The sequence below is a fragment of the Paraburkholderia metrosideri genome, assembly GCF_904848625.1.
GTDB classification, from domain to species: Bacteria; Pseudomonadota; Gammaproteobacteria; order Burkholderiales; family Burkholderiaceae; genus Paraburkholderia; species Paraburkholderia metrosideri.
In genome coordinates, this window is sequence record NZ_CAJHCP010000004.1 from 352,674 (window position 1) to 378,596 (window position 25,923).

Genomic DNA, 25,923 nt, shown 5'->3' on the forward strand with positions numbered 1-25,923 from the left:
ATTTTTAAACTACCCTCTATGCGGATAACAAATAATTAGCTTCATCCAGCACCGCAGGCACTCGAGCATGTCCGACACACATCTGGATCTGAACCTGATCCCCTATCTGGTCGCGATGGAAGACACCCGCAATGTCAGCCGCGCCGCCGAACAGCTTGGCGTCAGCCAGCCACGCGTGAGCACCGCCTTGGGCCGTCTGCGCGAATATTTCGACGACCCGCTGTTCGTGCGCACGTCGAAAGGCATGGAGCCCACGCCGCGCGCGCTCGCCATCCTGCCCGCCGCGCGCGACGCGCTGCTGCGCATCGAGAAAGGCATGCTCGACGTGCAGGACTTCGAGCCGGCCACCAGTACCCACACGTTTTCGATCGCGCTTTCCGACGTCGGCGAAATCGTCTTTTTGCCGCGTCTGCTGCAACTCTTTTCCGAGCGCGCGCCGTTCGCGAATCTGCGCTCGGTGACGCTGTCGCCGTCGCAGGTGGAACGCGGCCTCGAATCGGGCGACGTCGACCTGGCGGTCGGTTATTTCCCCGATCTGTCGGGTAATAACTTCTTTCAGCAACGGCTGTTTACGCACCGGTTCATCTGTTTGATGCGCACGGGGCACCCCCTGTCCAAAGCACCGCTGACGCTGGCGCAGTACGTCGCGTCGGGACATGCGGTGGTGCGCTCCGAAGGACGCAGCCAGGAAGTTCTCGAACAGTATCTGGAGAAGAAGCGCATCAAGCGGCGGGCGGTGCTGGAAACGCCGCACTTCATGAGCCTGCCGTTCATCCTCGCGCGCAGCGATCTGCTCGCGACAGTGCCGCACGCGATCGGCTTCGCGTATGTGTCCGAGCATGCGTCGATCACGCTGGTCGAGCCGCCGTTGCCGTTGCCGCGCTTCGATCTGCGGCAGCACTGGCATCGCAAGTTTCACAACGATCCGCGCGCGAGCTGGCTGCGCAGCGTGGTCGCCGAACTTTTCAACGACGCGATGGACGAGTGGCCGAAGTGATCCACGCAACGCGGCCCGGCACAGCGCATCCCGACAGCAAAAAGGGACATCGGCGTGATGGAACGCAAAACATGGAACAATGGCCGGACTCATTGAACCCGCGCGGTCCGTATGGCGTCCACGCGCGATCGCAAAGGAGCGACGCATGACCAGCAGCAAGGCAAACAAGAAAACTCAACCCCCAGCGGAGCGTCCGAGCCGCGAAGAAGCCGAGGCCGCGGTGCGCGTGCTGTTGCGCTGGGCCGGCGACGATCCGCAACGTGAAGGCCTGATCGACACGCCCGCGCGCGTGGTGCGCTCGTACGAGGAGTTCTACGCGGGGTATCAGGTCGATCCGCGCGAGATCCTTGCCCGCACGTTCTCCGAAGTGGACGGCTACGACGAAATGATCGTGCTGAAAGATATCCGTTTCGAAAGCTATTGCGAACATCACATGGTGCCGATCATTGGGCGCGCGCATGTAGCGTATCTGCCCGAACACCGGGTGGTGGGTATTTCGAAGCTGGCGCGTCTGGTCGATGCCTTCGCCAAGCGTTTGCAGATCCAGGAAAAGATGACGGTGCAGATTGCCGATACATTGAACGAAGTGTTGCAGCCGGCCGGCGTCGGCGTGATTCTCGAAGCTGCGCATCAGTGCATGTCGACACGCGGCGTCCATAAGGCCGGCGTCACGATGGTGACGTCGCGCATGCTGGGGACCTTCCGGACCGATCCGTCGACGCGGCGCGAGTTTCTGTCGATCGTCGGGAATCCGGGCGTGGTGGCGGTTGCCAATACCTGAAGGCGAACGGGCTCGCGCGGGAAGGGTTGCGGTTGGGTTGTGGTCGTTGCTGTTAATGCCCCCATCAGGAACGCACTTTGCGTGTCGTCGAAGCATCCACGCGACAAGCCAGCCTAACCGCAATAACAGGAGCTTCCCAATTGGTAGAGTTTCCGTCTTCGGCGGTGGCAACCTGGGGCGGCGCGGCCGTGTTCGTCAACGTGCTATTGACACGGCTCGGCGTGCCGATTCCCGCCGTGCCGATCCTGCTGTTCGCCGGCTCGGCGATCGCCGCCGGCACGCTGTCGTTCTGGCCGATCCTCGGTGCAGCCGTGCTGGCGGCGGCTCTCGGCGATGGCGCATGGTTCACCGCCGGCCGTCTCTACGGCCGGAAGCTGCTCGCCGCGCTCGGTCGCGTGTCCCCTGCCATTGATTCCAAAGTCGAGAGCGCCCGTTCGCTGTTCGAGCGTTTCGGCGTGCCGCTCGTGTCCATTTCGAAGTTCGTCCCGGGTCTGGGGCTGATCACCCCGCCGCTCATGGGCACAACGGCCGTCGATATCCGCATCTATGCGCTGTGGGACATCGGCGGTGCAATTGCATGGTCCACGTTCTGGCTGCTCGGCGGCGCGGCGGCGGAACGGGAACTGCATATGCTGCTGGCATTCGTTAAGTCGCGCGGCGGCACCGTGTTCGACATTCTGGTGATCTCGGCGGCGATCTACTTCGTCTACCGGCTTTATCAGCGACGCCGCGAGCGGCGCCTTTTTGCGAACGCGGCATCGGCGGCTGCGGCGTCGCGACCAATCGGCAGCAGATGGCGGCGCGTCGCGCCGTCGCGGATACTCGATGCCCGTCCCGACGAGTCCACGCCCGGCGCGCAATGGCGCATTCCGGGTGCGCTCGCGCTCGATCCTCACTCGCCCGAACAGATCGACGGCGCACTGCGCACGCATGACATGGTGATTTACTGCATCTGCCCGGACAGCGCGACCGCGGTCGAACTGACGCAGCGCATGCGCAGCAATGGCTATACGCGGATTCGGGCGCTGCGGGGAGGCCTCGACGCATGGCAGCGGCGCGGTTTCCCGGTCGAGCCTCTCGCCACGGCCGATGAAGTGACCCACGGTAAGCGCGCGCCTATTCCGCGTGGCGATATGCGAGGCGCGATCACCTTGCGCGGCTTCGCGCCACGCAGCAGTCAGAGCCTCTAAATTCGCAGGCGCCCACGCATTGTTGTCGACGCGAAGCCACACGCAACCCAGCGCCTGTTCACGACGACGAATCCTGCTCCACCGACTGCGCCGTCTGTAACGCCGAGCACACCCGGTTGCGCCCGCCCGCTTTGGCGGCGTAAAGCTGGCGGTCAGCGGCGCCCAGTAAATCGGACGCGGGTGCGCCGTCAGCCGGAATACAGGTCGCACAGCCAATACTCACCGTCACCGGAATCGTCTTGCCGTCACTCTGCAACACACTTTGCGCCTGAACTTTCCGGCGGATTTTTTCGGCCACCACCCGCGAGCCTTCAGCCGACGTATCCGGCAACAGCACCGCGAATTCCTCGCCGCCGTAGCGCGCCACCAGATCGACCGACCGCCGCACCGTCGCCGAAATGCTTTCCGCGACCGCGATCAACGCTTCGTCGCCACTCGCATGGCCATAGGCGTCGTTGAAATGCTTGAAGTGATCGATATCGATAAAGAGCGCCGACAGCGATTGTCTCGTCCGCCGTGCGCGACGCCACTCTTCGTCCAGCCGGCTGTCGAGCACGCGACGATTGCTGAGACCGGTCAGCGGATCGGTGGCGGCGAGACGGACCAGCGCGGTCTGGGCGCGCTGCCTGTCGCGCAATGCGAACGCCAGTGCCCACGACACCATCACGAACACCGCGCCGAAGGTCAGCGTGAGCAAACCGGTGATCCGGCTGCGATGCCACCACGGCGCGAGCACTTCGTCGACGGACGGCGCGACCGATGCAATCAGCGGCGTGCCCGGCACGCGGGCAAAGGTGTACATGCGGCGCACGCCATCCACTGACGACACCGCCACGTACGTGCCGGCGTTGCGCTCGGCCATCACCTGAAAGGTCGGCGACTTCGCGATGCTCGTGCCGATATCACGCCCCAAAAAAGGTTTGCGTGCGAGCAAGGTGCCGTCATCCATCACGATGAATACCGAGCCGAGTTGGCCGGTGTCGATACGGTCCAGCAGACGCTGAAAGTATTCGATGCGGATCGCCAGCAGCGCGATGCCGGCGAATTCGCCTTTGGCATTGTCGACCCGGCGTGTGAGCCCAATCGACAGTTTTCCGTCGCGCAGTCGCGAATGAAACGGATGCGAGAAATACAGACCCACGGTCGGGCTGCGCTGATGTACCAGGAAATAATCGCGATCGGCGAAACGAACGGCGGCATTGATCGCGGCATCCTGCGCCGCAGTGACCTCACCCGCGGGGCCGATCACATAGGCGCCGCCCAGATAGGCGGCCGTGGTCGCGCGGTCGAACAGCACGGAGCGCCGCAGGTCGGGCGGCAGCGCGTTGACGACCGGATCGCGCGCGCCGTCCACCATCGATTGCAATGACAGGTCGTAGATTTCGACATTGCGTTCGAGGTCGCTGGAGATGATCGACACGAGGTTCTGCGAAGTCTGTCGCGCGTGATCGAGCGCGTCGGCGCGACCCAGCTGGAGCGTGAGCAGCGTCAACCCCGCCATGGCCGCTGCGATCAATGTGCCGGCCATGCCCGCAACCAGTGGATGGTTGCCCACGTAGCGCGTCACACTGTCCCGGCTTCTGCGCAGCAACCTGCGCCACCGGCGACGCCGCGAGAGCGTTTGATGTGCCACGTGCGCGGCGCCTCCTTCGCAATGAATCCGCGTCGTCAAATGCCGCGGATGCCTGGCCAATGTCGTTATTGAACGCTCCTGCGAAACCCGGAGAAGCAATAGCGAGTACCGACGCTATCTGTTTCCCGCAGCGCCGCAAAGACTTCGTGTCATCACAGCTTGCGCAGCAGGCGCGCTGCCGAGCGTATCCGGCGCTTGCGCTCCAGTTCGAGCCAATCGAGCGCGGCGCGCGTATTCGCGGAACCGGAAAGCAACGCCTGGTTATCACGCAACAACTGTTCGCTTGCGACAACATCGTTCAGCGTACCGAAGCGTTTCTGGATCTGCTTCAGCCGTTTGAGCGTGCGCTTGCGCGCGCCCTTGAGCACCGGTTCGAAAAATTCCAGTAGATAACGCACTTTCTTGCCTGCCTTCCTGACGTTGTGAAAGGCGACGTAGTTGGAACGCTTCGCGCCGCGCGCGCGCTTCATGCGCTTTTTCAGCGAACGCTCCGCGGCGTCCACCCGCTTCTCTGCGAACTTGCGCAGCGATACGCGCTCGTGCGACGTATTCAGTTCTTTGGCGGTGGTGGACAACGCGTCGTGCAGCAAATGCTTGACGTCTGCATTCGACAGCGTTTCACGGCTCGTCGCCAATGCGGCGCCGCGCGCGTCCTGGAGGGTGGGCGTGAGGTCGCTGGGATCGCTTCGTTCGTGCGCGAGCAGTTCGATCAGGATGTCCCAGTCGCGGGTTTTACCGGCTGCGGTGGCCAGATATTTATAGACCGCGCGTTCGCGGGTCGTCTCGCCCCGCTCCAGCAGGGGCTCGAAAGCCCACCATAACGATCGCAAGCGCCGCAGCGACACGCGTAATTTATGCAGTGCTTCCGGCGAAGCATCGCCGCGCACCGCGGCGGCGAATTCGATCGCGTGATCGACGAGCGGCGCGGCATACGACACGAAGGCCGCCTGTGCCGAGGTGTCCCGGCTGGACGGTTCGCTAACGGCAGACTGTTTTGTCTCCCTTCCGTTACCTCGCTTCATCACGCTCCCTCCTCGGACCCTACAGGCAGCGTAGCAAAAATAGGGCCGTGGGCCATGATCTATCGTAAGGAGCTGCGGCTCGAGAGTCGCGCGAGCCTACAAAAAGCATTCGCAACGCAAGCGAAAAACGGACTAGCGATGCCTGCTTCGTAGTTACCCTGGCTCGCCCTTTGTAGCAGCTTTTTTCGGACGTCTGATCTTTCCGAATCCGCCATCCAGCATCCATTTCATCGACTCCATACGACGGCCGTTCAGCACTTCGGCACCGTGCAGCGCGGCTCCGGCGACGTGTCACGTCACTGTCATCATTGCGACACACCGCGCCCGCAGGATCGTAAGCTTCGCGACACACTTCGGGGCTCACGTCATGCCGGAACTTTCGTATCCGCAACCAGGCGCAGCAAGCGGTAAAGGCCGCAATATCGGCCTCTTTGTTTTCATCGTCGTCATTCTTACAGGCGCCGTGTATTGCGCCGTCCATTTGCTGGACGATCTCGCGCCGGTTCGAGAATCGTCGTTCATGCCCTATCTGCTGCTCGGGGTGGCGCTGCTGATTGCGCTTGGCTTCGAGTTCGTCAATGGCTTCCATGACACCGCCAACGCGGTCGCCACCGTGATCTACACCCACTCGCTCACGCCCAACCTTGCGGTGGTGTGGTCCGGCGCGTGGAACTTCCTCGGCGTGCTGACTTCCAGTGGCGCGGTCGCGTTCGGCATCCTGCAATTGCTGCCCGTCGAGTTGATCTTGCAGGTCGGCAGCAGCGCCGGCTTCGCGATGGTCTTCGCGCTGCTGATCGCCGCAATCATCTGGAATCTCGGCACCTGGTATTTCGGGTTGCCGTCGTCGAGCTCGCATACGCTGATCGGCTCGATCATCGGCGTAGGCTTGATGAACCAGTTGATGCACGGTGCCAACGGCACGAGCGGCGTGGACTGGAACCAGGCGCTCGGCGTCGGCAAGTCGCTGCTGTTTTCGCCGCTGGTCGGCTTTCTCGCCGCGGGTTTGCTGCTGCTGATCCTGAAGGCCGTGGTGCGGGTGCCCGCTCTGTATGCCGAACCGAAAGGCAAGGAACCGCCGCCGTTCTGGATTCGCAGTCTGCTGATTCTGACCTGCACGGGGGTCTCGTTCGCGCACGGATCGAATGACGGCCAGAAGGGCATGGGCCTCATCATGCTGATCCTGATCGGCACCGTGCCGACCGCCTACGCGCTGAACAAGGCGGTCACGCCGTCGGAAACGCAGAACTTCGTGGCGGTGGCCCAGCAAACCGCTACGGCGCTTGGCAATTACACGCAAGGGGTGGCGGCTCCCGCCAATCCGCGTGCCGAAGTCGAAGCATTTGTCCGTACGCGTCAGTTGACGCCCGCCACGGTGCCGGCGTTGCAGCAACTGACTACGCTGATCGGCAATCAGGTCGGCGAGTCGGGGTCGATGGCGGCGGTCCCACAAAACATCGTCGATAACGTGCGCAACAACATGTACGTAGCCTCCGAGGCGATCCGTCTGATGAACAAGGCGAACCAGCCGGCGTTCTCGCCCGAGAACGCGAAGATCATCAACAACTTCAAGACGCAAACCGATCACGCGACGAAGTTCATTCCGACCTGGGTCAAGGTCGCGGTGGCGATTGCGCTCGGTCTCGGTACGATGGTTGGCTGGAAGCGGATTGTCGTGACCGTCGGCGAGAAAATCGGCAAACAGCACCTGACGTATGGGCAAGGTGCGTCGGCGGAAGTGGTCGCGATGCTGACCATCGGCGCCGCCGACATGTACGGGCTGCCGGTTTCCACGACACACGTGCTGTCTTCAGGTGTGGCCGGCACGATGGCGGCCAACGGCTCCGGCTTGCAATGGGGCACGGTGCGCAGCCTGATCCTCGCGTGGGTGCTGACACTGCCCGTGTCGATCGCGCTGGCTGCGGGGCTGTACTGGGTGTTCCGCTCGGTGTTCTGAAGGCGTCGAAGGGTAAAACAAAACGGCCGGTCCTGTTCGACGACCGGCCGCAGGATGAAAAAAACGCGGCCTCATGGGCCGCGTTTCTTTTGATCGAAGAACTGAGCTCCGACAACCGCGCCCGTCAAAACACATCAGGCACGATCATCGACGCCGGCACCGGTTGACGGCTGTATTCATCGTGATAGACGCGATCCGGCAATTCGATCGTCGGATGCTCGATCTCGTGATAAGGCACCTGACTCAGCAAATGCTGGATACAGTTCAGACGCGCGCGCTTTTTATCCACGGCCTGCACGACCCACCACGGCGCCTCGGGGATATGCGAGCGCTGCAGCATGACCTCTTTGGCCTGCGTATAGGCTTCCCAGCGACGCCGGCTTTCCAGATCCATCGGACTGAGCTTCCACTGCTTCAGCGGGTCGTGAATACGGTTCTGGAAGCGGATTTCCTGCTCTTCGTCGGTGATCGAAAACCAGTACTTCAGAATCTGCACACCGCTGCGCGCCAGCATCTTTTCGAATTCCGGCACTGAGCGGAAAAACTCTTCGTACTCTTCGTCACTACAAAAATTCATCACGCGTTCGACGCCCGCGCGGTTGTACCAGCTTCGGTCGAACAGCACCATTTCGCCGCCCGCCGGCAAATGCGAAACGTAGCGCTGGAAGTACCACTGCGTGCGCTCACGGTTGTTTGGTGCGGGCAGCGCCGCGACGCGGCACACGCGCGGATTGAGCCGCTGCGTGATGCGCTTGATCGCGCCGCCCTTGCCCGCCGCATCGCGTCCTTCGAAGATCACGACCAGCCGGTGGCCGGTCTGCACGATCCAGTCCTGCAGTTTCACGAGTTCGCCCTGCAGGCGGAACAGCTCGCGGAAATACATCTTGCGCGACTCGCGGTTCTCGGCCGTCAACGCATCGGCACCGTCGATGATGCGGTCGTCGACCTCCATCTCGAGTTCCTCGTCGTACGCATCGATGAGGTCTTCCTCAAAACGGCGTTGCCGCTCGGCGAGCCATTCGGCTTCAGGTCTCGGATCCTGCTCTTTCATTACGGCTCTCCTGGCAACAGAAATGGTTAGGCGCGCGATGGCATGCGCAACGCGAACGGGTTCGATTATCGAAGCACCAGGTGTCAGCCGTGTTACCGCCGCACGCTACCTTCGCGGCGATCGGCGCGTTTTCCGATGACTTCGTCGTGTTCCTGCTGGCTTTGCTGACTGGCTCGCGTCTCTTGCAGGCGCGCCCGCGCTGTCAGGCGGACGGGGCGTGCACAGCGTTGCCGTTGTTCATGATAGCGAGTTTTACGCGAGCGTCCGCCGCTAACGCAATGGCCGCGCAAAGCTGAGTTCGTGGCCGTCCGGGTCGGTGATGTGGAAATAACGCTCGCCCCAAGGGGCATCGGACGGTTCGAGCGAGGGAGTCAACCCCGCACTCAGCACTTTGCGATAGAGCGCGTCGACGTCGGCAACGTAGATGATGACGCGGCCCCACCAGTTGACGGGCGCGCGCAGATCGACGATCAGGTTCAGATACGAACCGCCGAATTCGAACGACGTGAATGCTTCCTGCGGACCACCGAATTTGATCGGGAAGCCGAGCGCTTCGTAGAATTGCACGGCGCGCGACATATCGCGAGTGGCGAGGGTGATGGCGCTCAGCGACTGGATTTGCGGGGTCTGAGCGGTGTCAGAGGTCGCTGGCCCGGTTGGAGAAGGGGAAGCGTGGGTGGGATTCATGGCGGCGGCTCCTTGGCCCGACGGGGCTGATATATGGCTTGGGGTTGGGCTTTCCATCCGCACAACCCATGCCCGTAGAAGATACCTCATCGTCCCGCGCGACTCACTGCCTGCCAGAGTCGCTCACCACACTTGAAAACCCCTGCCACGCCCTGCATCTGCGGATCCGTTTATCCGGAGCATCGCTATGGGAAGCCGTCCACGCTTCATCGATGACCTGTCGCGCGCCGCATCCGACGCCCCCGGGCCAAACCCGCTCAACCCCTTATCCGACGACGCCCTGCTCGACGCCTATTCCCGCACCGTCATCGGCGCGCTGGACCGCGTGCAGCAGGCGGTCGCGTTCATTTCCGTCGAGCGCCGTCTGCCCGGCGACCCAGCCACCCACGACCCGAATCGGGAGCGTGGCCGAGGCACGCGCGGTGGCACCGGTTCTGGCTTTCTGTTCACGCCCGACGGCTATCTGCTCACCAACAGCCACGTCGTTCATGGCGCCACGCATATTCAGGTGACGCTCGCCGATGGCGCGAAGTTCGATGCCGATCTGGTCGGCGACGATCCGGGCAGCGACCTCGCGGTCCTGCGCATCGGCTCGCCGGAACCGTTGCCGCACGTCGAACTGGGCGAATCGTCCAGATTGCGGGTCGGACAGATTGCGATTGCCGTCGGCAATCCGCTCGGGCTCGCACAAACGGTGACCACCGGCGTAGTCTCCGCGCTCGGCCGTTCGCTGCGCTCGAACTCCGAGCGGATGATCTACGACGTGATCCAGACCGACGCCGCGCTCAATCCCGGCAATTCGGGCGGCCCGTTGATCAATTCGGCCGGCCAGGTGATCGGCGTGAACACGGCGATCATTCCCGGGGCGCAGGCGATCTGCTTCGCGACCGCGATCGACACGGCCAAGTGGGTCATCATGCAGATCTTCGCGTATGGCCGGGTGCGGCGCGCCTATATCGGCGTGGCGGGCACGACGAGACCGCTGTCGCGTCGGGTGCAGCGTTACTTCGGCCTGAACTCGGAAAGCGGCGTGCAGGTGATGGAGATCGTCAAAGGCAGTCCTGCCGCGCTCGGCGGCGTGCGTACCGACGACACCATCGTCGCGATCGATTCGCTCCCGGTTCAGGACGTCGACAGTCTGCAACGCACGCTCGACGTGTCGCGGATCGACAAACCGGTCGACGTGACGGTGCTGCGTGGCGCGCAACGGCTCGAACTGACGCTGACGCCGGTCGAACAGAGCGCCTGAAGCACGCGCTTCTCGTTCAACTGCGGCATCCGCGCTCCGCAATAAAAAAACCTCGCGCTCAATTCAAATTGAGCGCGAGGTTTGTTGTCTGCGTGCCGCGCATTGGCGACGGCAGCGACAGTTACGCCGCCACCCCTGCCGTTACTGAATCACCCGCGTCACACCACGCCCACGCGGATCGGCCGCTGCCTCAGGCGTCTCGCCGTTGACCTTGATCGCCTGGATATCGCCGCTGAAATCCTGCCCTTGCAGCTTATAGCCCTTCGCTTCGATCTGCTGCGCCAGCTCGCCTTCAATCGGCTTATACGGCTCCCAGAAAATCGTGTTCGGCGGCAACAGTTGATGATGGAAGCGCATCGCCGCGACCGCGTCCGGCAATGGCATGTTGTAGTCGTACACGTTGTTGATCACCTGGAAGATCGACGTGAAAATGCGCGATCCACCCGGCGTGCCGATCACGAGCGACACCTTGCCGTCTTTAGTCAGAATCGTGGGGCTCATCGACGAAAGCGGACGCTTCTTCGGACCGATCGCGTTCGCATCGCTGCCCACCACACCGAACTCGTTCGGGACGCCCGGCTTCGCTGAGAAGTCATCCATCTCGTCGTTCAGCACGATGCCGGTCTGATCCACCACCACGCCGGAGCCAAAATAACCGTTGATGGTGTACGTATTCGACACCGCGTTACCCCACTTGTCGATCACGGAAAAGTGCGTGGTTTCCGCTTTCTCGGGCATGTTCGTGCCCAGACCCGGTTGCACGCTCTTCGTATCCGACGGCGAGTTCGGATCGACTTCGGCGGCACGCTTCGCGTTATACGAGTCGTCGATCAACTGCGCGACCGGCACCTTGTAGAAGTCCGGATCGCCGAGATATTGCGCGCGGTCGGCAAACACGCGCTTTTCGATTTCGGCGATCAGGTGCACGTATTGGGCGGAATTCGGCGGCACGTCCTTGAATTCAGGCGCGATATCGGCCTTCATTTTGAGCAGTTGCACGAGGCCCACGCCGCCTGAACTCGGCGGCGGCGCGGTGATCACGCGATAGCCGTTCCAGTTGGCCTGAACCGGCTCACGCCACACGGCTTTGTACTGTTGCAAGTCGTCCTTCGTGATCAGCCCGTGGCCACGCATCGACGCCGCGATCAGATCTGCCGTCCTGCCCGAGTAAAAATCTTGAGCACCCTGGTCCGAAATGCGTTGCAGCACGGCGGCGAGATCGGCCTGCTTGAAATTGACGCCCTGCTTCAGGTTGCCGAAGTACGTGTCGAAATTGGTTTTGCCGGCGAAATCTTTCGCGGCATCGTCACGGCGTTGCTGCAATTGCTGGCTGACTTCAAAGCCATCGCGCGCATAGTGGATAGCCGGCGCCAGCACCTGCTTCCACTTCAGCTTGCCGAAGCGGCGTTGCGCCTGCCACATTCCGTCGACGGTGCCCGGCACGCCCACCGACCGGTAGCCGATCACACTCATGCCTTTGATGACCTCGCCCTTGTCGTCGAGATACATGTTCTTCGTCGCGGCCAGCGGCGCGCGTTCGCGATAGTCGAGGAAGTACGGTTTGCCGTCCACGTACAGCGTCATGAACCCGCCGCCGCCGATATTGCCCGCTTCCGGATACGTCACGGCCAGCGTGAACGCAATTGCCACGGCTGCGTCGACGGCGTTACCGCCTTCCTTGAAGATCTGCTCGGCGGCGTCAGCGCTGTACTTGTCGGCGACCGCGATTGCGGAGCCTGTGAGGATAGCCGGCTGCGTTTTTGCGGGCGTCTTCGCGACGGCCGGTGCAGCCTCGAGCAAGCCAGTGGAAATGGAAACGAGTGCGACCAGCGTCAAGCCGCCGGCTGCAGACTTGGCGTTGCAGAACAATCTCATTGAACGTCCCCCCCGGATAAGAATTCATCAGAACATAAGACATCTGCGCTTCTTTGACAACCAGCCAGCGAAGGGTCTGTCTCGATGCGGGCAGACCACCCCGCGCACGCGAACGCGGGCAGCAACAAACGTGCCGCGCAAGGTTCCGAACGATGAATTCCGTGAAGAGAACGACGAGTGAACGCGCTGGAAAGCAGCGCTTTTCCGGCTTGCCGACAGCGGTTGAGTCGGCAGCGGGTTGGGCGGTTCGAATGACGCGCGACGTCGATGGCCGCGTAAGGAGGCGTAGCCAGGAACCGCGCCTGAAACAACCTCACGCGGTGCCGCGACTCCCGCGTGCGAGTTCATCGCCTGCGCCGGGCGGCAATCGCGCGGTGATCGGAATCGACATCACCGAGAACAGACCCACCACGAGAAAGGCCGGCCAGAAATCGGTGAACACGATCTTCGGATGACCCTGCACGTTATGCGAAATCTGCAACACGATGCCCGCGATCGTCACACCGAGCCCCAGCGACATCTGCTGGATCACGCTCGCTACACTCGTTGCGCGACCGACCTCGCTGCTCGGAATATCCGCGTAGGCCAGCGAGTTCAGCGACGTGAATTGCAATGATGGAAAGAAGCCGCCCACCAGTACGACACACCAGATCAGCCAATGCGGGGTGCCGGGAAAGAACAGCCCATACCCGGCGATCACGAGACCCGCACACGCTGCATTGAACATCAGCACGGTACGAAAGCCGAAGTGGCGAAGAATGCGCATGGCCGCCGTCTTCATGAAGATCGCGCCGAACGCGGACGCGCAGGTGATCGACCCTGCCTTGAAGGCCGTCATGCCAAGCCCTTCCTGCAACGCGAGCGGCAACAGAAACGGCACTGCGCCAAGGCCGATACGAAACAGCGAGCCACCCACCACGCTCGCGTGAAAACTCGGAATGCGCAGAAGCCGCAGATCGAGCACCGGCAACTCGACGCGGTTTGCATACAGCACGTACAGCAGCAGTAGCACCACACCGCTCAGGCACATGATGATCGACACACTGGTCGCCACCAGTTCACCGCCGATCAGCGACAGCCCCAGCATGAACAGCGACGCCCCACCCGCCGACAACACAAACCCGGTCCAGTCGAGCCGGCCAGGATGCGCCTCGCGCACATTGGCGATGTGTTTGTTGGCGAGCCAGATACCAAGCAGACCAATCGGAATATTGATGAAGAAGATCAGACGCCAATGCAGATACGTCGTGATAAAACCGCCGAGCGGCGGCCCGATCACGGGCCCGAGCAACGCGGGCACCGTCAGATAGTTGACTGCGCGAATGAAGTCCGATTTCGGCACCGAGCGGAAGATGATGATGCGGCCCACCGGCACCATCATCGCGCCGCCAATGCCTTGCACGAAGCGCGCAACCACGAATGTGCCGAGCGACGTGGACGCCGCGCACATCAGCGAGCCGGCCATGAAAATGCCGATGGCCGTGCGAAACACCGTGCGTGAGCCGAAGCGGTCGGCCACCCAGCCGCAGATCGGAATGAACACGCCGAGACCGATCACGTAGGCCGTGACGGCAAGCTTGAGGGTGATGGGATCCTGACCGAGATCGCGCGCCAGAACGGGCAATGACGTCACGATGACCGTGCCGTCCACATTCTCCATGAACATCGCGCACGCGACGATCAGCGGAACGATGAAGGTGCCTAAAGCAAGAGGCATTGGCATGACGACGGGGTGCAAGGCCGCCGATGTAAAGCGTCGATTATGGCATCGGGGCGGCAACAAATGTTGTTGCTCGGGCACTTTTAGTGAGCTTGCAGCGGGCTCGCTGGCGGGCCTGGCGGCGAACTATGCCCATCGGATGCGCGCGAAAAAAATGGCGAGCCGGCTTTGCGCCGGCTCGCCACCTCATGCAGCGATGCGTATCGGACAGCCGCTTAACGCGACGCGCTAACCAGCGGTTGCAGTTGCGGCAGAATCTCGGTGCTTGCGCGTGCGACGTCGTTCGGGAAGTCGATTTCGATCCACGGAGCGCCGGTCACGTCGGCGGTATCGAACACCTGACTGCGCTCCAGCAGCAGGTCGCGCACCGCTTCTTCATGCGGCAGGTTCGCGCGGCCGCTGTCGATATAACCGGCCACGATCTGCGCGAAACGTTGCGCTGCTTCTTCGCGGAAACGGAAGAAACCGACTGACTCGCCAATCGTGTCGTATTCGAGATTCACCGCCAGTTGCTTGCGCAATTCGACCGGCACGCCGTCTTTCAGACACAGCTTCACGGGCTCGTCGCCCGCTTCGAAATCACGGTCGATCAGCAGACGGTTGACCGTCTCGCCCGCCACCAGCGCGCTCAGAATGCGCTCGTCATACAGCACGTCGGCGTCCATCAGCAGGACGTCGCCGCCGCGCGTAAGCGCGTCTGCCACCGTGTGCACCGTCAACACGCTGCCCAGATCGAAACGCGTGTTCAACACCGTCTCAACCTTGTGCGGCCAGTTGATGCGTTCCAGTTCCGCCTGCACCGACTCCGGCTGGAAACCGAGCGCCAGCACGACGTCGGTCACGCCCGCGGTTTCGAGCATCTGCAGATGCCGTTCGAGCAGGCTCATGCCGTCGAACTGCAACAGGCACTTCGGGAACTGGGCTTGCGGCGGTTGCTGGAGACGCAGGCCGAGGCCCGCTGCGAGGATGATGGCACGCATGCGCGGTCCTTTGAAAAAATACGGAGATTAATCGATAACCGGCACGCGCCCCAAGGCGCGCCGCCGTTGCCAGCTTCTTTCGCTGAAGTGCAAAACGAGCAAACCCGGCAAGCCTAGCAGGATTTCGCGGGCACGCTTGGCCAGCGATAGCGCGAGCGCCGCGTCAGGGGGCAAGCCCACCAGCGGTGCGAGCAGCAGATAGCCGCCTTCCTGCACGCCGAGCGAACCCGGAATCATAAACGCAGCGCCACGAATGGCTTGCCCAATACTTTCGAGCAGCAGCGCGTCGATCCAGTCGACCGGGTGGCCAAGGAAGCGCAGCGCGAGCCACACCTCGACCGTCCCGACGACCCAGCCCAGCAGGCTCAACGTGAAGCTCACCGCGACGCGGCCGCGTTCGCGGTACATGGCCTGCACGGCAGCGTCGACGGCTTCGGCACGCGTCATCAGCGAGGACCAGTCGCGCTTGCCAAATACTTTCGACATCACCCCGAGCAATCGGCCAAACAGGCCACGCCGCTGCGCATAGTAGAAGCCGACGATCATCGCGCCAAGCACGCCGGTGGCGATCAATGTCGCGGTCTGCAAATCATGCAGTGCGCCGTGCGCGGCATACGCGCCGAACAGCAGCAGGCCGCCTAAGGCAAAGACGATTTGCGCGAGCGCCTGCGCGGTCGTGCTGACCGTGATCGCAGCCGCCGCGTCACGCATGCGCATGCCACGCTGCGACAACTGCCGCACCATCACGACGGGACCGCCGATCTGCCCAGCCGGCAACAGGCTATTCACCGATTCGCCGACCCAACGCGCGAACAGCGCGTCGCGTAGCGACAGATCGTGATGGACACCGTCACGGCGCGGATGGAACAGCACGGAAATCGCGCCCGCATCGAGTACGAGCGGCACGACGTGAAACGCCGCGACGAGCGCAAGCCCCCAACCCGCTGCGAGCAGCGTCGACGCAACCGAACCGAAGCCTTGCCATGCCAGCAGGCCGACGAACAGCGCCGTCCCGATCGACAGCAAAAGCAGGGCCGCGCGACTCATGCGCTGCCCTTGCCGGATGGCTTGCCGCGCGAAGTCATCTGACGGAACACCTGGCGAAACCCGAAGTACGCGACCGCGTCCTTCATGTTCGAGATGAAGCGGCGCCACGGCCGCATGTTGGGATTGGTCACGTATTCGAACGTGAGCGACACGCGCATTTCGTTCGCGCCGGCCGGCGTGATGCGGTGACGCAGTTTGTCGCCATCGAAAAACACGAGGCTTCCCGGCGGATATTGCACCGAGCCAGGTTGGTCCGGCACGTCGGGATTGCGGGTATGCAATTCGTATTCGAGCCGGCATGACGAATCGTCGATCACGCCGAGCAGCAGCGTATAGCGGCGGCCGTCGTAATACGAAGTGTCGTAGTGCCAGCCGATGTGGTCGCCCGCACGCGTGTAGTAGTAGAGCGCGTACGCATGCGGGTCGTCGGCGGGCGACACCTGCAGTTTGTCGCCGCTAAGCTGTTCGAGCCAGCCGATCAGTTCTTTCGAGCGATACAACTCGGCGATGAACGGCGCGAGCCGGTCAATCGTATGACGGCTGACGCTGCCGCCCTGCTTGTGACCCGGCAGATAGTTGCGGTTCACTTCGTCGAGCAGAGACCGCGCGCTGTGCGAGAGTTGCGCGGTAACGTCAGGCGCGAGGAAGTCTTCCAGATAGAGAAATGCGCCCTGATCGGCGAAGTCCTTGCGCAGGCGCGGCGTATCGAGTTCACGAGTCTTACCGGCGACCGCACGGTCGGCATTCGGCGCGGGCGTGGCCTGCGCCGCCAGGGTGGAACGGTCAACCGATGCTGTTGCGATCACGTCGTCTTCGGCGTGCGTACTCATTCACTAGCCCACATTTGACTGTTTTCAGAAGCGCCACTGGCCACGACGGGGCGAGCGGCCCGGCGCGACACGCGCCAGTAGTCGACCACGACCCATGCAGCAAACAGCGGCGCACCGATCGACGCGACCACGACGAAAGGCAACACGACGTTCGTGAGCGTCACGATAGGCAGCAGGTACAACACGTCTTCGGTTTCGAAGCCGCCAACCGACGCCTGCTTCGTGCCCGCCTTGCCGGCCATTTCCTCAATGCGCATGCGCAGGAAAAAGATCAGCGCGATCGCCACACCGGCGAATGCGCCGAGCACGCCCGGCATGACCTTCAATCCGCCGATGTGAGTCGCACCGACTCCGGCGCCGACGCCCATGCCGATGAACAACATGATGGTGACGAGCGCGTCGCACGCAAGGTCGTAAAAATGACCGATACGACTCGACTTGCCGCCGATGCGCGCAAGCTCGCCGTCCGTATGATCGACGAAGTTCGACAACACGATCAGCAGAGCGCCTGCATTGGCCCATGCGAATCCGCCATGAGCGAGGCACAGCGCGCCTGCAAGCCCGATCAACAGGCGCAGCGTAGTGAGGTGATTCGGCGTGACCCAGGTATTCACCAGCGGGGTCACGAGACGGCGGGCGAGCCGCGCGTCCCACGTACGGGGCGGCGGAACGTTAATTGGAGTTTGTGGTCGCGAAGTCATAACCCGGAAATATATACGGGATCGAAAAAGATTGCTTTCTTCCTGATGGTTTCTTTGAGGTCCATTCGTTACCGGGATGTGTTAGCAGCAAAGCAAGATTTGCCGAATCGCGATAAAGTGCGAACCCAGTTGCGCCTGTGATGCGGAATTCCTTCGATGCGCAACGTCTTTTGGGTCACGGCCTCTCGCCGTCGCCCGTTGCGAAACCACTACATCGAATCGAGGTCTGCACCCTCCGCTTATGAAACGCCTTTTTTCATCTGTACTCCTGCTTCTGGCAACGGCTGCACTGCCGCTCACCAGTTTCGCCGCCGCTCTCGACACGCCGCTTACCTGCAATGAGAGCGGCCACCAGTTCATCTCCGACCTCACGCAGCAGCAGATGATCGACCCGAAGCCGATGCGCGTCGAAAGCAATTCGATCAATGCGTTCTCGCCCGCGTCCGGCGCCGATCTGACCGCGTTCGGCTTCCGTGTGTTCGCGGTGGTCGGCTACGAAAAAGATGACCCGATGTTCCGGGTCGGCGATGGCGAACCGGTCGCGAGTTCGGCCTACGGCGTCGTGGTGCTCGGCAGCGAGTCCAAGGTACGCAACGCGATTTCCGGGAGCGGCAGCACGGCGATCGTGCACCACGTCGCGCCGCTCGTCACTGCGATTTTCTGCAAACGGAGTTAGGTCGGAGCGGGCCGTGTTGCTGCGCCCTTATTGCAAATTGCCGCTACGGAACCGGTGACCGCGGATCTTGCGAAGCCGCCTCGAGTCGTTATGCTTGGTTCGTCAGCCGGAGCAATCGGGCCTGAATTGGATCTCGTATTGCAACGAAGTTTCTCAATTGCCGATACGCTGAATTACCGCGCTGATTCGATTCAACGGCAATCGGACCGCCGCATCGGGCGTCGCAAATAGTCGCACCGGCTCAAAGATTCCCTGCAGCGCGGATCCAACACAGATTCAGCGCGAACTCAAGCCGAAAGTTTTTCGTAATTTTCGACCGGATGATTGGCATGCCCGGCCACCTGCACGCCGTCCCTCACCCGCCGCCACGACTCAACCTGGACGCCGGAATTCGTTCTCGACCCACGCCGCCGCGCTAGCCTTGCTCAGTTTGAAGTTCGGCGCGACCTGCACCTGCGCGATCTGTTCGCCGAAATGATCCAGCGCGCTCAGCAGCGCGTAGGGCTCGTCTTCGTCGGGGATGATGTCCAGCGTGATGTCGAGTTCGTCGTTACCATCTGCACTGGCGACCCGCACTTCCTTATGCAACTGCGCACGCAGTTGCTGCTCGTGACGCCGCAGCACTTCCGACGCGGTCTTCACCAGCGTGTTGAACGCCGACGTGTCGAGCGGCTTCGGGTCTTTCTTGTTGCGGCCCATGGTCCACGGGCCGACGAGCGCGGGTTCGGCCTCGCCGTCCTTGATCATTGCGACGGCCCAGCCTTCGTCGTCTTCGTTCTTGATGACGCGGGCGGTCCAGCCGTCGTCGCGCCACAGGCGCGCTCCGTGCACGCTTTCGTCCATCTCGGACGAGCCTTCCGTCGTGAAATCTTCAGCGGGATCGGACGATGGAAGGGGTGTATCGGTCATGACAGGTTTACTCACGTTCGCGGGGCAGAAACACATCTCAAGGCCGCAATTCTACCTGTCCCGAGCGCCGCGGCCCTCGCCCCCTGACGAACGGACAAGCCACACTGCGCCAATCTTCAATCAGCTTTCAATCTTTCGCAAAGCGTAATTTTCTCTTTCATTATTTTTGAAACTTATAAAACCATTACAAAAACCATAAAAAAACGCGGCCCGAAAGCCGCGTATAAAAGATGAAAAAGACACCCTCGGTCAAAAGGGTAAGGCGAATTGTAGAGCCGTAATTGCGCCGGATAGTTGCTTAGTTTCGTAAGATTGCATTGCAAAAAACAGAATGAATCCCGCACCTCCGCGTAATGCGCTGCAACACCCGTCTCATCAAGGCCTGCGCGTACCGTAGCGACTGAGCAACGCGCCGGCCCTTGACAGGGCGTCGAGTAAAAAACGGTTAAACCGATTTTTTCTTTATTTTTCCGCACTTACACCGATCAAATTCGTTTTTACAGATTCAAAAATACATTGTTGCGCCAGACACGATTAAATATTCGAATAGTGCGAATAGACTTCGCAACGAGCCGTCGGGCTGCCGGAGTAATAAGCGGTAAGCACTGGCTTGCGATTCCCCTTGCACTGTCACGGAGTTATCTGAATATGAAAAAAATCGTCATCGCAGCGAGCCTCTTCAGCGCATTCGCCATCACCGCTCACGCACAAAGCAGCGTCACGCTGTACGGCACGCTCGACGCGGGCCTCGTCTACTCGAACAACCAGGGCGGTCACAGCAACTGGCAACAAAGCAGCGGCTCGGTGTCGAATACGTACTTCGGCCTGCGCGGCAGCGAAGACCTCGGCGCTGGTCTGCATGCCATCTTCACGTTGGAAAGCGGCTTCAACATCAACAACGGTCAGAACACGGAAAGCAGCACGTTGTTCAATCGTCAGGCTTTCGTCGGACTGAAGAGCGACCAGTACGGTGCGCTGACGCTAGGCCGTCAATATGACTCCGTGGTCGACTATCTCGCGCCGCTGTCGGCAGCGGGCGCGGGCTACGGCAATAACCTGGCGGCTCACCCGTTCGACAACGACAACCTCGACAATTCGTTCTCGGTCAGAAACGCCGTGAAGTACACGAGCGCGGATTACGCGGGTCTGAAGTTCGGTGGCCTGTATGGCTTCAGCAATTCGGCCGGCGAGTTCTCGAACAACCGTGCATGGAGCGCGGGCGCTTCGTACGACAACGGTCCGTTGAGCGTCGCGGCCGCTTATCTGCAACTGAACCAGTCGGGCAGCATGAACCTGAACGGCGCGATCACACAAGGCGACGGCACCGCGCAGATCGCGGCGAACCTGCAACGCACGTTCGGCGCGGGCATCAATTACACGTATGGTCCGGCTACGGCGGGCTTCGTGTACACGCATACGCAACTCGACGGCATCACCGGCGTGGACGTTGGCGGCGCGACGCTGCCGGGCGTCGCAGGCACGAACCTGCATCTGGACAACTACGAGTTGAATGGCCGCTACGCACTCACGCCCGCATTGAGCCTCGCGGCATCGTATACGTTCACCGACGGCAAGATGACCGGCTCGAACGGCTCGGGCGATCCGAAGTGGCACACGGTATCGCTGCAAAGCGATTACTCGCTGAGCAAGCGAACCGATGTGTATGTGGAAGGCGTGTATCAGCATGCATCGGGTGAGCTCGGCGACTTCGGCGCAAACGTGGCCTCCATCAACACGCTAGCGCCGTCGAGCACCGGCAACCAGGTTGCGGCGGCGGTTGGCTTGCGTCACCGCTTCTAGGTTTTCCGCTGCACGGCGAGCCACCCGGACTCACCGGTTTGCGCTGTGATCAAACCCGCGCGTGACACGATCACGTCGCGGGTTTTTTCATGCGCTTAACACGTTCGATACAGCGGTCGCGGTGTCGCATCGTGATCGCGGATAGCGAATCGGGTAGTGACCGCGCTGATAGGTGGTGGGTATACTGACTCTGGCCGCTTCTCTTGCCGCCATGCTTGCATGTCGCTTGCAAGTGAATGACGGTCTCGTCGCGAAGCATGACGTCACGTCGCCATTTCAAGTTGAATCGCGTCACGCTTCGCCCGCGCACCATGTTCTCACGCATGACTGGGAACGCCGACGATCGGACCATGAAAAGACTTCTCCTGCCTGCCTCTGCTACTGTCGTCATCACCGCCGTCACGGCCTGCCTCACCGCTTGCGGTTCTTCCGGCCCCACCCGCGATGCGTCTATCCCACTGGTGTACGTGTCGTCGCAACGCGCGCCTGCCGATATCGCCGGTTGCCTCGAACAACGTTTGTCGCGCGTGCGTACCTCGCACGCAGGCATCGCAACGCAACTCGCCGTCGGCTCTGATTCGAACAACTCGTATTTCGTCACGCTCACGCCGACCAACACCGGCTCGGTCATCAAGGTGATGCATCCCGCGAATGCACCGGACGATCCACCCGAACCGGAAATGCGCTTCGATATCGCACGCTGCGCGACCTGACGTATGGGTTCGCGTCGTCGCGATGTTGCCCTGCGGTTGCCCTGACGTTGCCCTGACATCGTCGTCACGTTGCTGCATTCTTTAGGCCACGCCGCTGTGCGAATTTTTATCTCGCGCAGCGGCTATTTTTTTATCCGCTCATCTGCGAACATAGCCGCCCTTTTGGCTTTCACGCGACGCAGTGCGCCGCAAGTTTCGATGGCATCCAGCAAAGCACATCACGCAACCGGTTTTGCAGCCGGCGTCATCGCAGCGGCCGTAGTCGCCCGCGTCAGCGGCAACAATGCATTTCATCTCGACGTGTTGTTGAGTTTCCTCGCTGGCATCTGGGGCAGTACCGCACCGGACTGGCTCGAAGTCGCGTGGTGGTCGCGCGCGCGCCGTCTGTGGATCACCCATCGCACATTGACGCATTGGGGCGTGGGGTGGCTCGCGTTGCTCGCCCTGTCGTATCACTGGCTCGGGCATTCGCTATACGCCGCGCCCGCGTTCGGATTCGCGTGCGGCGGCCTGATGCACCTGTTTGCTGACTGGCCGAATCCGCTAGGTGTGCCGTGGATTGCGGGACGCCATTCGTTGAACTTGTGGAAGAGTGGAAGTTGCGATCTGATCGTCGTCGCTGCGTCGTGGGCGGCTGCCTTCTTTATCGGCGAGCATGTCTGGCTGCATGGCGTGCACGAGATGCGTTTCCTGCGGTATCTGCGAGCGGGTTGAAGCTGTGCGTGCTACGTTGGCGAGGGGGTGAGGCGTTGAGGCGCTGCGTCGCTGACTCGCTGACTCGCTGAGTCGTTGAGTCGCTGACTCGCTGACTCGCTGACTCGCTGACTCGTTGAGTCGTTGAAGCGTTGAGGCGCTGCGTCGCTGACGCGCTGAGTTGTTGAAGCGGTGAGGCGCTGATTCGCTGACTCGCTGACTCGCTTCAGACAGCGTGGGGACCGATGCGCTGCGTTCGCGGCCGCCATTAGCGGCCTGACCGAAGCAGACGAACGCGGCCACCCTGCGTGAGTTGCGTCTCAACCAGCGCGGGACAACGCACGCATCACTTCGCGCTCGTGTCGGTGCGCTCGCCTTCGCGGACCTTCCCCTGCGACACGCTGCTGCCCGGCGGCACGCTATGCGTGAGCCAAACATTGCCGCCGATCACCGAGCCTCGTCCAATCGTTACGCGTCCGAGAATCGTCGCGCCTGCGTAAATGACGACGTGGTCTTCGACGATAGGATGCCGCGCGTTGCCCTTGATCAGCGTGCCGTCGTTATCGGACGCGAAGCTCTTCGCACCCAGCGTCACCGCCTGATACACGCGTACATGCTCACCGATGATCGCGGTCTCGCCAATCACGACACCCGTGCCATGGTCGATGAAAAAGCTCGGCCCGATCGTCGCGCCAGGGTGGATGTCGATGCCGGTGGCGGAGTGCGCGATTTCGTTGATGAAGCGGGCGAGCAGCGGCACGCCAAGACGATGCAACGCGTGCGCGAGCCGATGATGCGTCATCGCCCAGACGCCCGGATAACACAGCAGAATTTCGGTGATGTGCTGCGCGGCGGGATCGCCGGTGAACGCAGCCTGAATGTCGCTGACCAGCAGCGCACGAATGCCCGGTAACTGCGTGCCGAATTCGCGAGCAACGTTAAATGCACGCTCCTTCAGTTCCGCGTCGGAGGTTGCGCCGAACTCCGGCAGAAACCGCAACGCGCGGCGAATCTGTTCGGCGAGCAGCCGCAATGTACTTTCGAGCGTGTGGCCGACGTAGTAGTCGACGGTTTCGTCGGTCAGATCGGGCGCGCCGTAATGAGTGGGAAACAGCGATGCCCGCAAGCCGGCAACAATGTTGATCACCGCTTCACGCGATGGCAACTCGCGAATGCCAAGGGGATGCCGCGTGCGATGCAACTCTTCACGCGACGCGCGCAGGTCTGCGACGATCTGTTCGAGACCCCAGTTGTGGTCGGGCACGTTAGGCATAAAGGACAACACCGTGCGTGAACACGGTTCGAAGTGAAATATGCCAAGAGATTACCGCGTTTTTCTGCAGCCCGCGCGGGCAGTGCCTGAAGCTGGCACGCCGCTCGCGTGCATTCGCCCGATCGTTTCGCGAGACGCTTCATGAGTTACCTCACGAGCGACCCTATGATTGGCGGTGTTTGAAATGAGCGATGAGTTGGCCCTTCAGATTGTCACGCTGCTCGCGTCGATCCAGCGCACTGCCCAGTCGCGCGCATGGGCGATGGCCGTGGCTTCGTCGGGGAAACGCAGTTCAGTGGGGAAGAAACGGTTGGCGACCAGTTCGCCGTCGCTCGAGCGCGAGATGACCACATAAGGTTGCCAAGTTCCGTCGCCCGCGCGCGCCGGCGCGCAATTTAACAAATAGCCGCGATGTGTGAATGCAGCATCAAAGTGCATGTGTCACCCGCCCTGACGGCCCCGTAAAATGTTTTGAGTAGCACGGCCTTTCGTTGTTTCCGACCATGATGGATTAGTCGGGGCCATGTCGTCAATTTAACCGTGCTTTACTCGTCGGAATAAGATCATACTCTGTAGAAAATACGCGTCCATTAAAAAAAACGAAAAGAATTCTCGACGCAATCGCCGGATGAAATGACGATCTTGTACACAGCGTTGCAGGCGCATTGCCAGTCGCGCTCAAAGGTATACGCAAGGCATTGCATCGGGCGGAACGGGTTTTGCTGCACTTCAACCATGTCCTCTTCAAGGAGATTGCGTGATGAACAGCGATATCAACAAGCCAGCAGACGCCAGCACCGTGCCGGACACCACCGGCCCGCGTTCAACCGAGCTGCATAACGACCGCACGCACGACAGCACCGTCGACACCGACGGCAAGAATCTCGAAGCCGCACGCATTGCGGGCCACAGCCCGATTGCCGCCGACGAGATCACGACCAGCAACGCAACCCACGTCAACAGCGTGCCCGAGTCGCGCGACGGCATGGCCGGCTTTGACAGCCGGGTTGGCGGCAATCATCTGCTGCTCGCGCTCGAACCTGGCTATACGGTGATCGACAAGGGCATGGTCGAGCCTCTCGCACCCTATTCCCAGGATCATCAATTCGACGATCCCCGTCCTGCCGGCAGCCGCCGTGACAGGGGCCGCATCCATTACGCCCTTAATCATTTGCGACCGACTCGTCTGATCGAATTACATCGGGTGAAATAGATTTTCACGCGTGGCGCCGATGTTTGAATTCTCGCGTCTCGTCCTATAAAACCGTGATTAAACTGGCGCGCACCGTTTGAATAATGGTGCGCGTATTGCTTCGTCCGCGCGTTGGGCACACTTTGGGCCCGCTTGGGCTTCTTTCGCTCGGCGTCGCGGCGTCGCGGTGTCGATTAGAAATCTCACGGTTGCAGGTCCCCGGCGCAGCAAGCGCTTTTTCTTTCGACTCAGCGCCGGGACAATCGACCGCAAGTTAACCCGCAACGGAGCAGCAGATGAAAAAGATCGTCGTGATCGGCGCAACCGGCACCTTAGGCCAGGCTGTCAGCAAGGAACTGAAGGCGCGTCATGAGGTGATCGAAGTGGGTGCGACGCGCGGGCCGCATCGCGTCGACAGTACGGACCCAGCGAGTATCGAGCGGCTCTTCCGCGAGATCGGCAAGGTGGATGGCGTGGTCACCACCACGGGCAAGCTGCACTTCGGTCCGCTGCCCGAGATGACCATCGAACAGTTCTGGGTCGGCCTGCGCGACAAGCTGATGGGACAGATCAACGTGGTACTGGCCGCGCAATCCTATCTGAACGACGGCGGCTCGTTCACGCTGACGAGCGGTATTGTCGCCGACGAGCCGATCCGCGAAGGTGCGAACGCGACGACCGTCAACCTTGCGCTCGAAGGTTTCGTGCGGGGCGCGGCGATCGAATTGCCGCGCGGCATCCGCATCAACCTGGTGAGTCCGACGGTGCTGACTGAATCGATCGAAGCCTATGGGCCCTACTTCCGCGGCTTCGAACCGGTAACGGCACAGCGCGCAGCCTTGGCCTATCTGCGCAGCGTGGAAGGCGCGCAAACGGGCCGGGTGTATCGCGTGGGATATTGACCCTGCCGATATCGGCCAACGCGGGGAATCACGCGATGCAGCGCCGCT

At 61.6% G+C, this 25,923-nt stretch carries 24 protein-coding genes; 11 read left to right on the plus strand and 13 right to left on the minus strand.

The window, feature by feature from the left end; genetic code table 11:
* Positions 1–67 precede the first annotated feature (67 nt).
* The 3 genes from LMG28727_RS10205 (at position 68) to LMG28727_RS10215 (ending at position 2,968) form a co-directional block, all read left to right on the plus strand.
* Positions 68–997 carry a LysR family transcriptional regulator gene (locus tag LMG28727_RS10205; protein WP_201642177.1) on the plus strand — a complete coding sequence of 310 codons (930 nt, stop codon included), beginning with the start codon at positions 68–70 and terminating at the stop codon, positions 995–997.
* 145 nt (positions 998–1,142) lie between these two features.
* Positions 1,143–1,778, plus strand: coding sequence for a GTP cyclohydrolase I FolE (gene folE / locus LMG28727_RS10210; RefSeq protein ID WP_201642178.1), 636 nt, complete (start codon positions 1,143–1,145; stop codon positions 1,776–1,778).
* 140 nt (positions 1,779–1,918) lie between these two features.
* Positions 1,919–2,968: a VTT domain-containing protein gene (locus LMG28727_RS10215; protein ID WP_201642179.1), complete on the plus strand. Its 1,050-nt coding sequence runs from the start codon at positions 1,919–1,921 to the stop codon at positions 2,966–2,968.
* Positions 2,969–3,026: 58 nt separating this feature from the next.
* Here the strand turns inward: LMG28727_RS10215 and LMG28727_RS10220 are convergent, their stop codons facing one another.
* Entirely contained in the window at positions 3,027–4,601 is a 1,575-nt protein-coding gene (locus tag LMG28727_RS10220) for a sensor domain-containing diguanylate cyclase (protein WP_201642180.1), read from the minus strand.
* A gap of 152 nt (positions 4,602–4,753) precedes the next feature.
* Positions 4,754–5,623 carry a CHAD domain-containing protein gene (locus LMG28727_RS10225; RefSeq protein WP_201642181.1) on the minus strand — a complete coding sequence of 290 codons (870 nt, stop codon included), beginning with the start codon at positions 5,621–5,623 and terminating at the stop codon, positions 4,754–4,756.
* Between the two features lie 367 nt (positions 5,624–5,990).
* On the opposite strand from LMG28727_RS10225, the gene LMG28727_RS10230 reads away from it, so the two are divergent.
* Positions 5,991–7,577: an inorganic phosphate transporter gene (locus LMG28727_RS10230; protein ID WP_201642182.1), complete on the plus strand. Its 1,587-nt coding sequence runs from the start codon at positions 5,991–5,993 to the stop codon at positions 7,575–7,577.
* Positions 7,578–7,701: 124 nt separating this feature from the next.
* Here LMG28727_RS10230 and ppk2 read toward each other — a convergent pair whose 3' ends face one another.
* Positions 7,702–8,628, minus strand: coding sequence for a polyphosphate kinase 2 (ppk2, locus tag LMG28727_RS10235; protein WP_201642183.1), 927 nt, complete (start codon positions 8,626–8,628; stop codon positions 7,702–7,704).
* Positions 8,629–8,898: 270 nt separating this feature from the next.
* Complete coding sequence (locus LMG28727_RS10240) at positions 8,899–9,315, minus strand: VOC family protein (RefSeq protein ID WP_201642184.1); 417 nt, start codon at positions 9,313–9,315, stop codon at positions 8,899–8,901.
* Positions 9,316–9,502: 187 nt separating this feature from the next.
* On the opposite strand from LMG28727_RS10240, the gene LMG28727_RS10245 reads away from it, so the two are divergent.
* On the plus strand, positions 9,503–10,564 hold the full coding sequence (locus LMG28727_RS10245; protein ID WP_201642185.1) for a S1C family serine protease: 1,062 nt from the start codon (positions 9,503–9,505) through the stop codon (positions 10,562–10,564).
* A gap of 141 nt (positions 10,565–10,705) precedes the next feature.
* Here the strand turns inward: LMG28727_RS10245 and ggt are convergent, their stop codons facing one another.
* The 6 genes from ggt to LMG28727_RS10275 form a co-directional block, all read right to left on the minus strand.
* Entirely contained in the window at positions 10,706–12,439 is a 1,734-nt protein-coding gene (gene ggt / locus LMG28727_RS10250; protein WP_201642186.1) for a gamma-glutamyltransferase, read from the minus strand.
* A 313-nt stretch (positions 12,440–12,752) separates the two neighbouring features.
* A complete protein-coding gene (locus tag LMG28727_RS10255) occupies positions 12,753–14,156 on the minus strand; it encodes an MFS transporter (protein ID WP_201642187.1) in 1,404 nt (467 codons plus the stop codon).
* A gap of 218 nt (positions 14,157–14,374) precedes the next feature.
* Complete coding sequence (locus LMG28727_RS10260) at positions 14,375–15,139, minus strand: phosphocholine cytidylyltransferase family protein (RefSeq protein ID WP_201642188.1); 765 nt, start codon at positions 15,137–15,139, stop codon at positions 14,375–14,377.
* Positions 15,140–15,166: 27 nt separating this feature from the next.
* Positions 15,167–16,186 carry a flippase-like domain-containing protein gene (locus tag LMG28727_RS10265; protein ID WP_201642189.1) on the minus strand — a complete coding sequence of 340 codons (1,020 nt, stop codon included), beginning with the start codon at positions 16,184–16,186 and terminating at the stop codon, positions 15,167–15,169.
* Positions 16,183–17,016 carry a HalD/BesD family halogenase gene (locus LMG28727_RS10270; protein ID WP_201642190.1) on the minus strand — a complete coding sequence of 278 codons (834 nt, stop codon included), beginning with the start codon at positions 17,014–17,016 and terminating at the stop codon, positions 16,183–16,185. The genes LMG28727_RS10265 and LMG28727_RS10270 overlap by 4 nt, the downstream gene beginning before the upstream one ends.
* Positions 17,013–17,717 carry a CDP-alcohol phosphatidyltransferase family protein gene (locus tag LMG28727_RS10275; RefSeq protein WP_201642191.1) on the minus strand — a complete coding sequence of 235 codons (705 nt, stop codon included), beginning with the start codon at positions 17,715–17,717 and terminating at the stop codon, positions 17,013–17,015. Before LMG28727_RS10275 ends, LMG28727_RS10270 begins: the two co-directional genes overlap by 4 nt.
* A 241-nt stretch (positions 17,718–17,958) precedes the next feature.
* On the opposite strand from LMG28727_RS10275, the gene LMG28727_RS10280 reads away from it, so the two are divergent.
* Entirely contained in the window at positions 17,959–18,393 is a 435-nt protein-coding gene (locus tag LMG28727_RS10280; RefSeq protein WP_201642192.1) for a hypothetical protein, read from the plus strand.
* A 372-nt stretch (positions 18,394–18,765) separates the two neighbouring features.
* On the opposite strand, the gene LMG28727_RS10285 is transcribed toward LMG28727_RS10280, so the two are convergent.
* On the minus strand, positions 18,766–19,302 hold the full coding sequence (locus tag LMG28727_RS10285) for a hypothetical protein (RefSeq protein ID WP_201642193.1): 537 nt from the start codon (positions 19,300–19,302) through the stop codon (positions 18,766–18,768).
* A 648-nt stretch (positions 19,303–19,950) separates the two neighbouring features.
* Between LMG28727_RS10285 and LMG28727_RS10290 the strand changes: the two genes are divergently transcribed.
* The 3 genes from LMG28727_RS10290 to LMG28727_RS10300 all read left to right on the plus strand — a co-directional run bounded on the left by LMG28727_RS10290 (position 19,951) and on the right by LMG28727_RS10300 (position 22,529).
* Entirely contained in the window at positions 19,951–21,102 is a 1,152-nt protein-coding gene (locus tag LMG28727_RS10290) for a porin (protein WP_201642194.1), read from the plus strand.
* A 350-nt stretch (positions 21,103–21,452) separates the two neighbouring features.
* Entirely contained in the window at positions 21,453–21,815 is a 363-nt protein-coding gene (locus tag LMG28727_RS10295; protein ID WP_201642195.1) for a sugar ABC transporter ATPase, read from the plus strand.
* 198 nt (positions 21,816–22,013) lie between these two features.
* Positions 22,014–22,529, plus strand: a complete 516-nt coding sequence (locus LMG28727_RS10300; RefSeq protein ID WP_201642196.1) for a metal-dependent hydrolase — start codon at positions 22,014–22,016, stop codon at positions 22,527–22,529.
* Positions 22,530–22,854: 325 nt separating this feature from the next.
* Here LMG28727_RS10300 and epsC read toward each other — a convergent pair whose 3' ends face one another.
* Positions 22,855–23,781, minus strand: a complete 927-nt coding sequence (gene epsC / locus LMG28727_RS10305; protein WP_201642197.1) for a serine O-acetyltransferase EpsC — start codon at positions 23,779–23,781, stop codon at positions 22,855–22,857.
* Positions 23,782–23,985: 204 nt separating this feature from the next.
* Complete coding sequence (locus tag LMG28727_RS10310; RefSeq protein WP_201642198.1) at positions 23,986–24,219, minus strand: hypothetical protein; 234 nt, start codon at positions 24,217–24,219, stop codon at positions 23,986–23,988.
* 322 nt (positions 24,220–24,541) lie between these two features.
* Here LMG28727_RS10310 and LMG28727_RS10315 point away from each other — a divergent pair, with 322 nt between their 5' ends.
* On the plus strand, positions 24,542–24,994 hold the full coding sequence (locus LMG28727_RS10315) for a DUF3005 domain-containing protein (RefSeq protein ID WP_201642199.1): 453 nt from the start codon (positions 24,542–24,544) through the stop codon (positions 24,992–24,994).
* 275 nt (positions 24,995–25,269) lie between these two features.
* A complete protein-coding gene (locus LMG28727_RS10320; RefSeq protein WP_201642200.1) occupies positions 25,270–25,875 on the plus strand; it encodes a short chain dehydrogenase in 606 nt (201 codons plus the stop codon).
* Positions 25,876–25,923 lie beyond the last annotated feature (48 nt).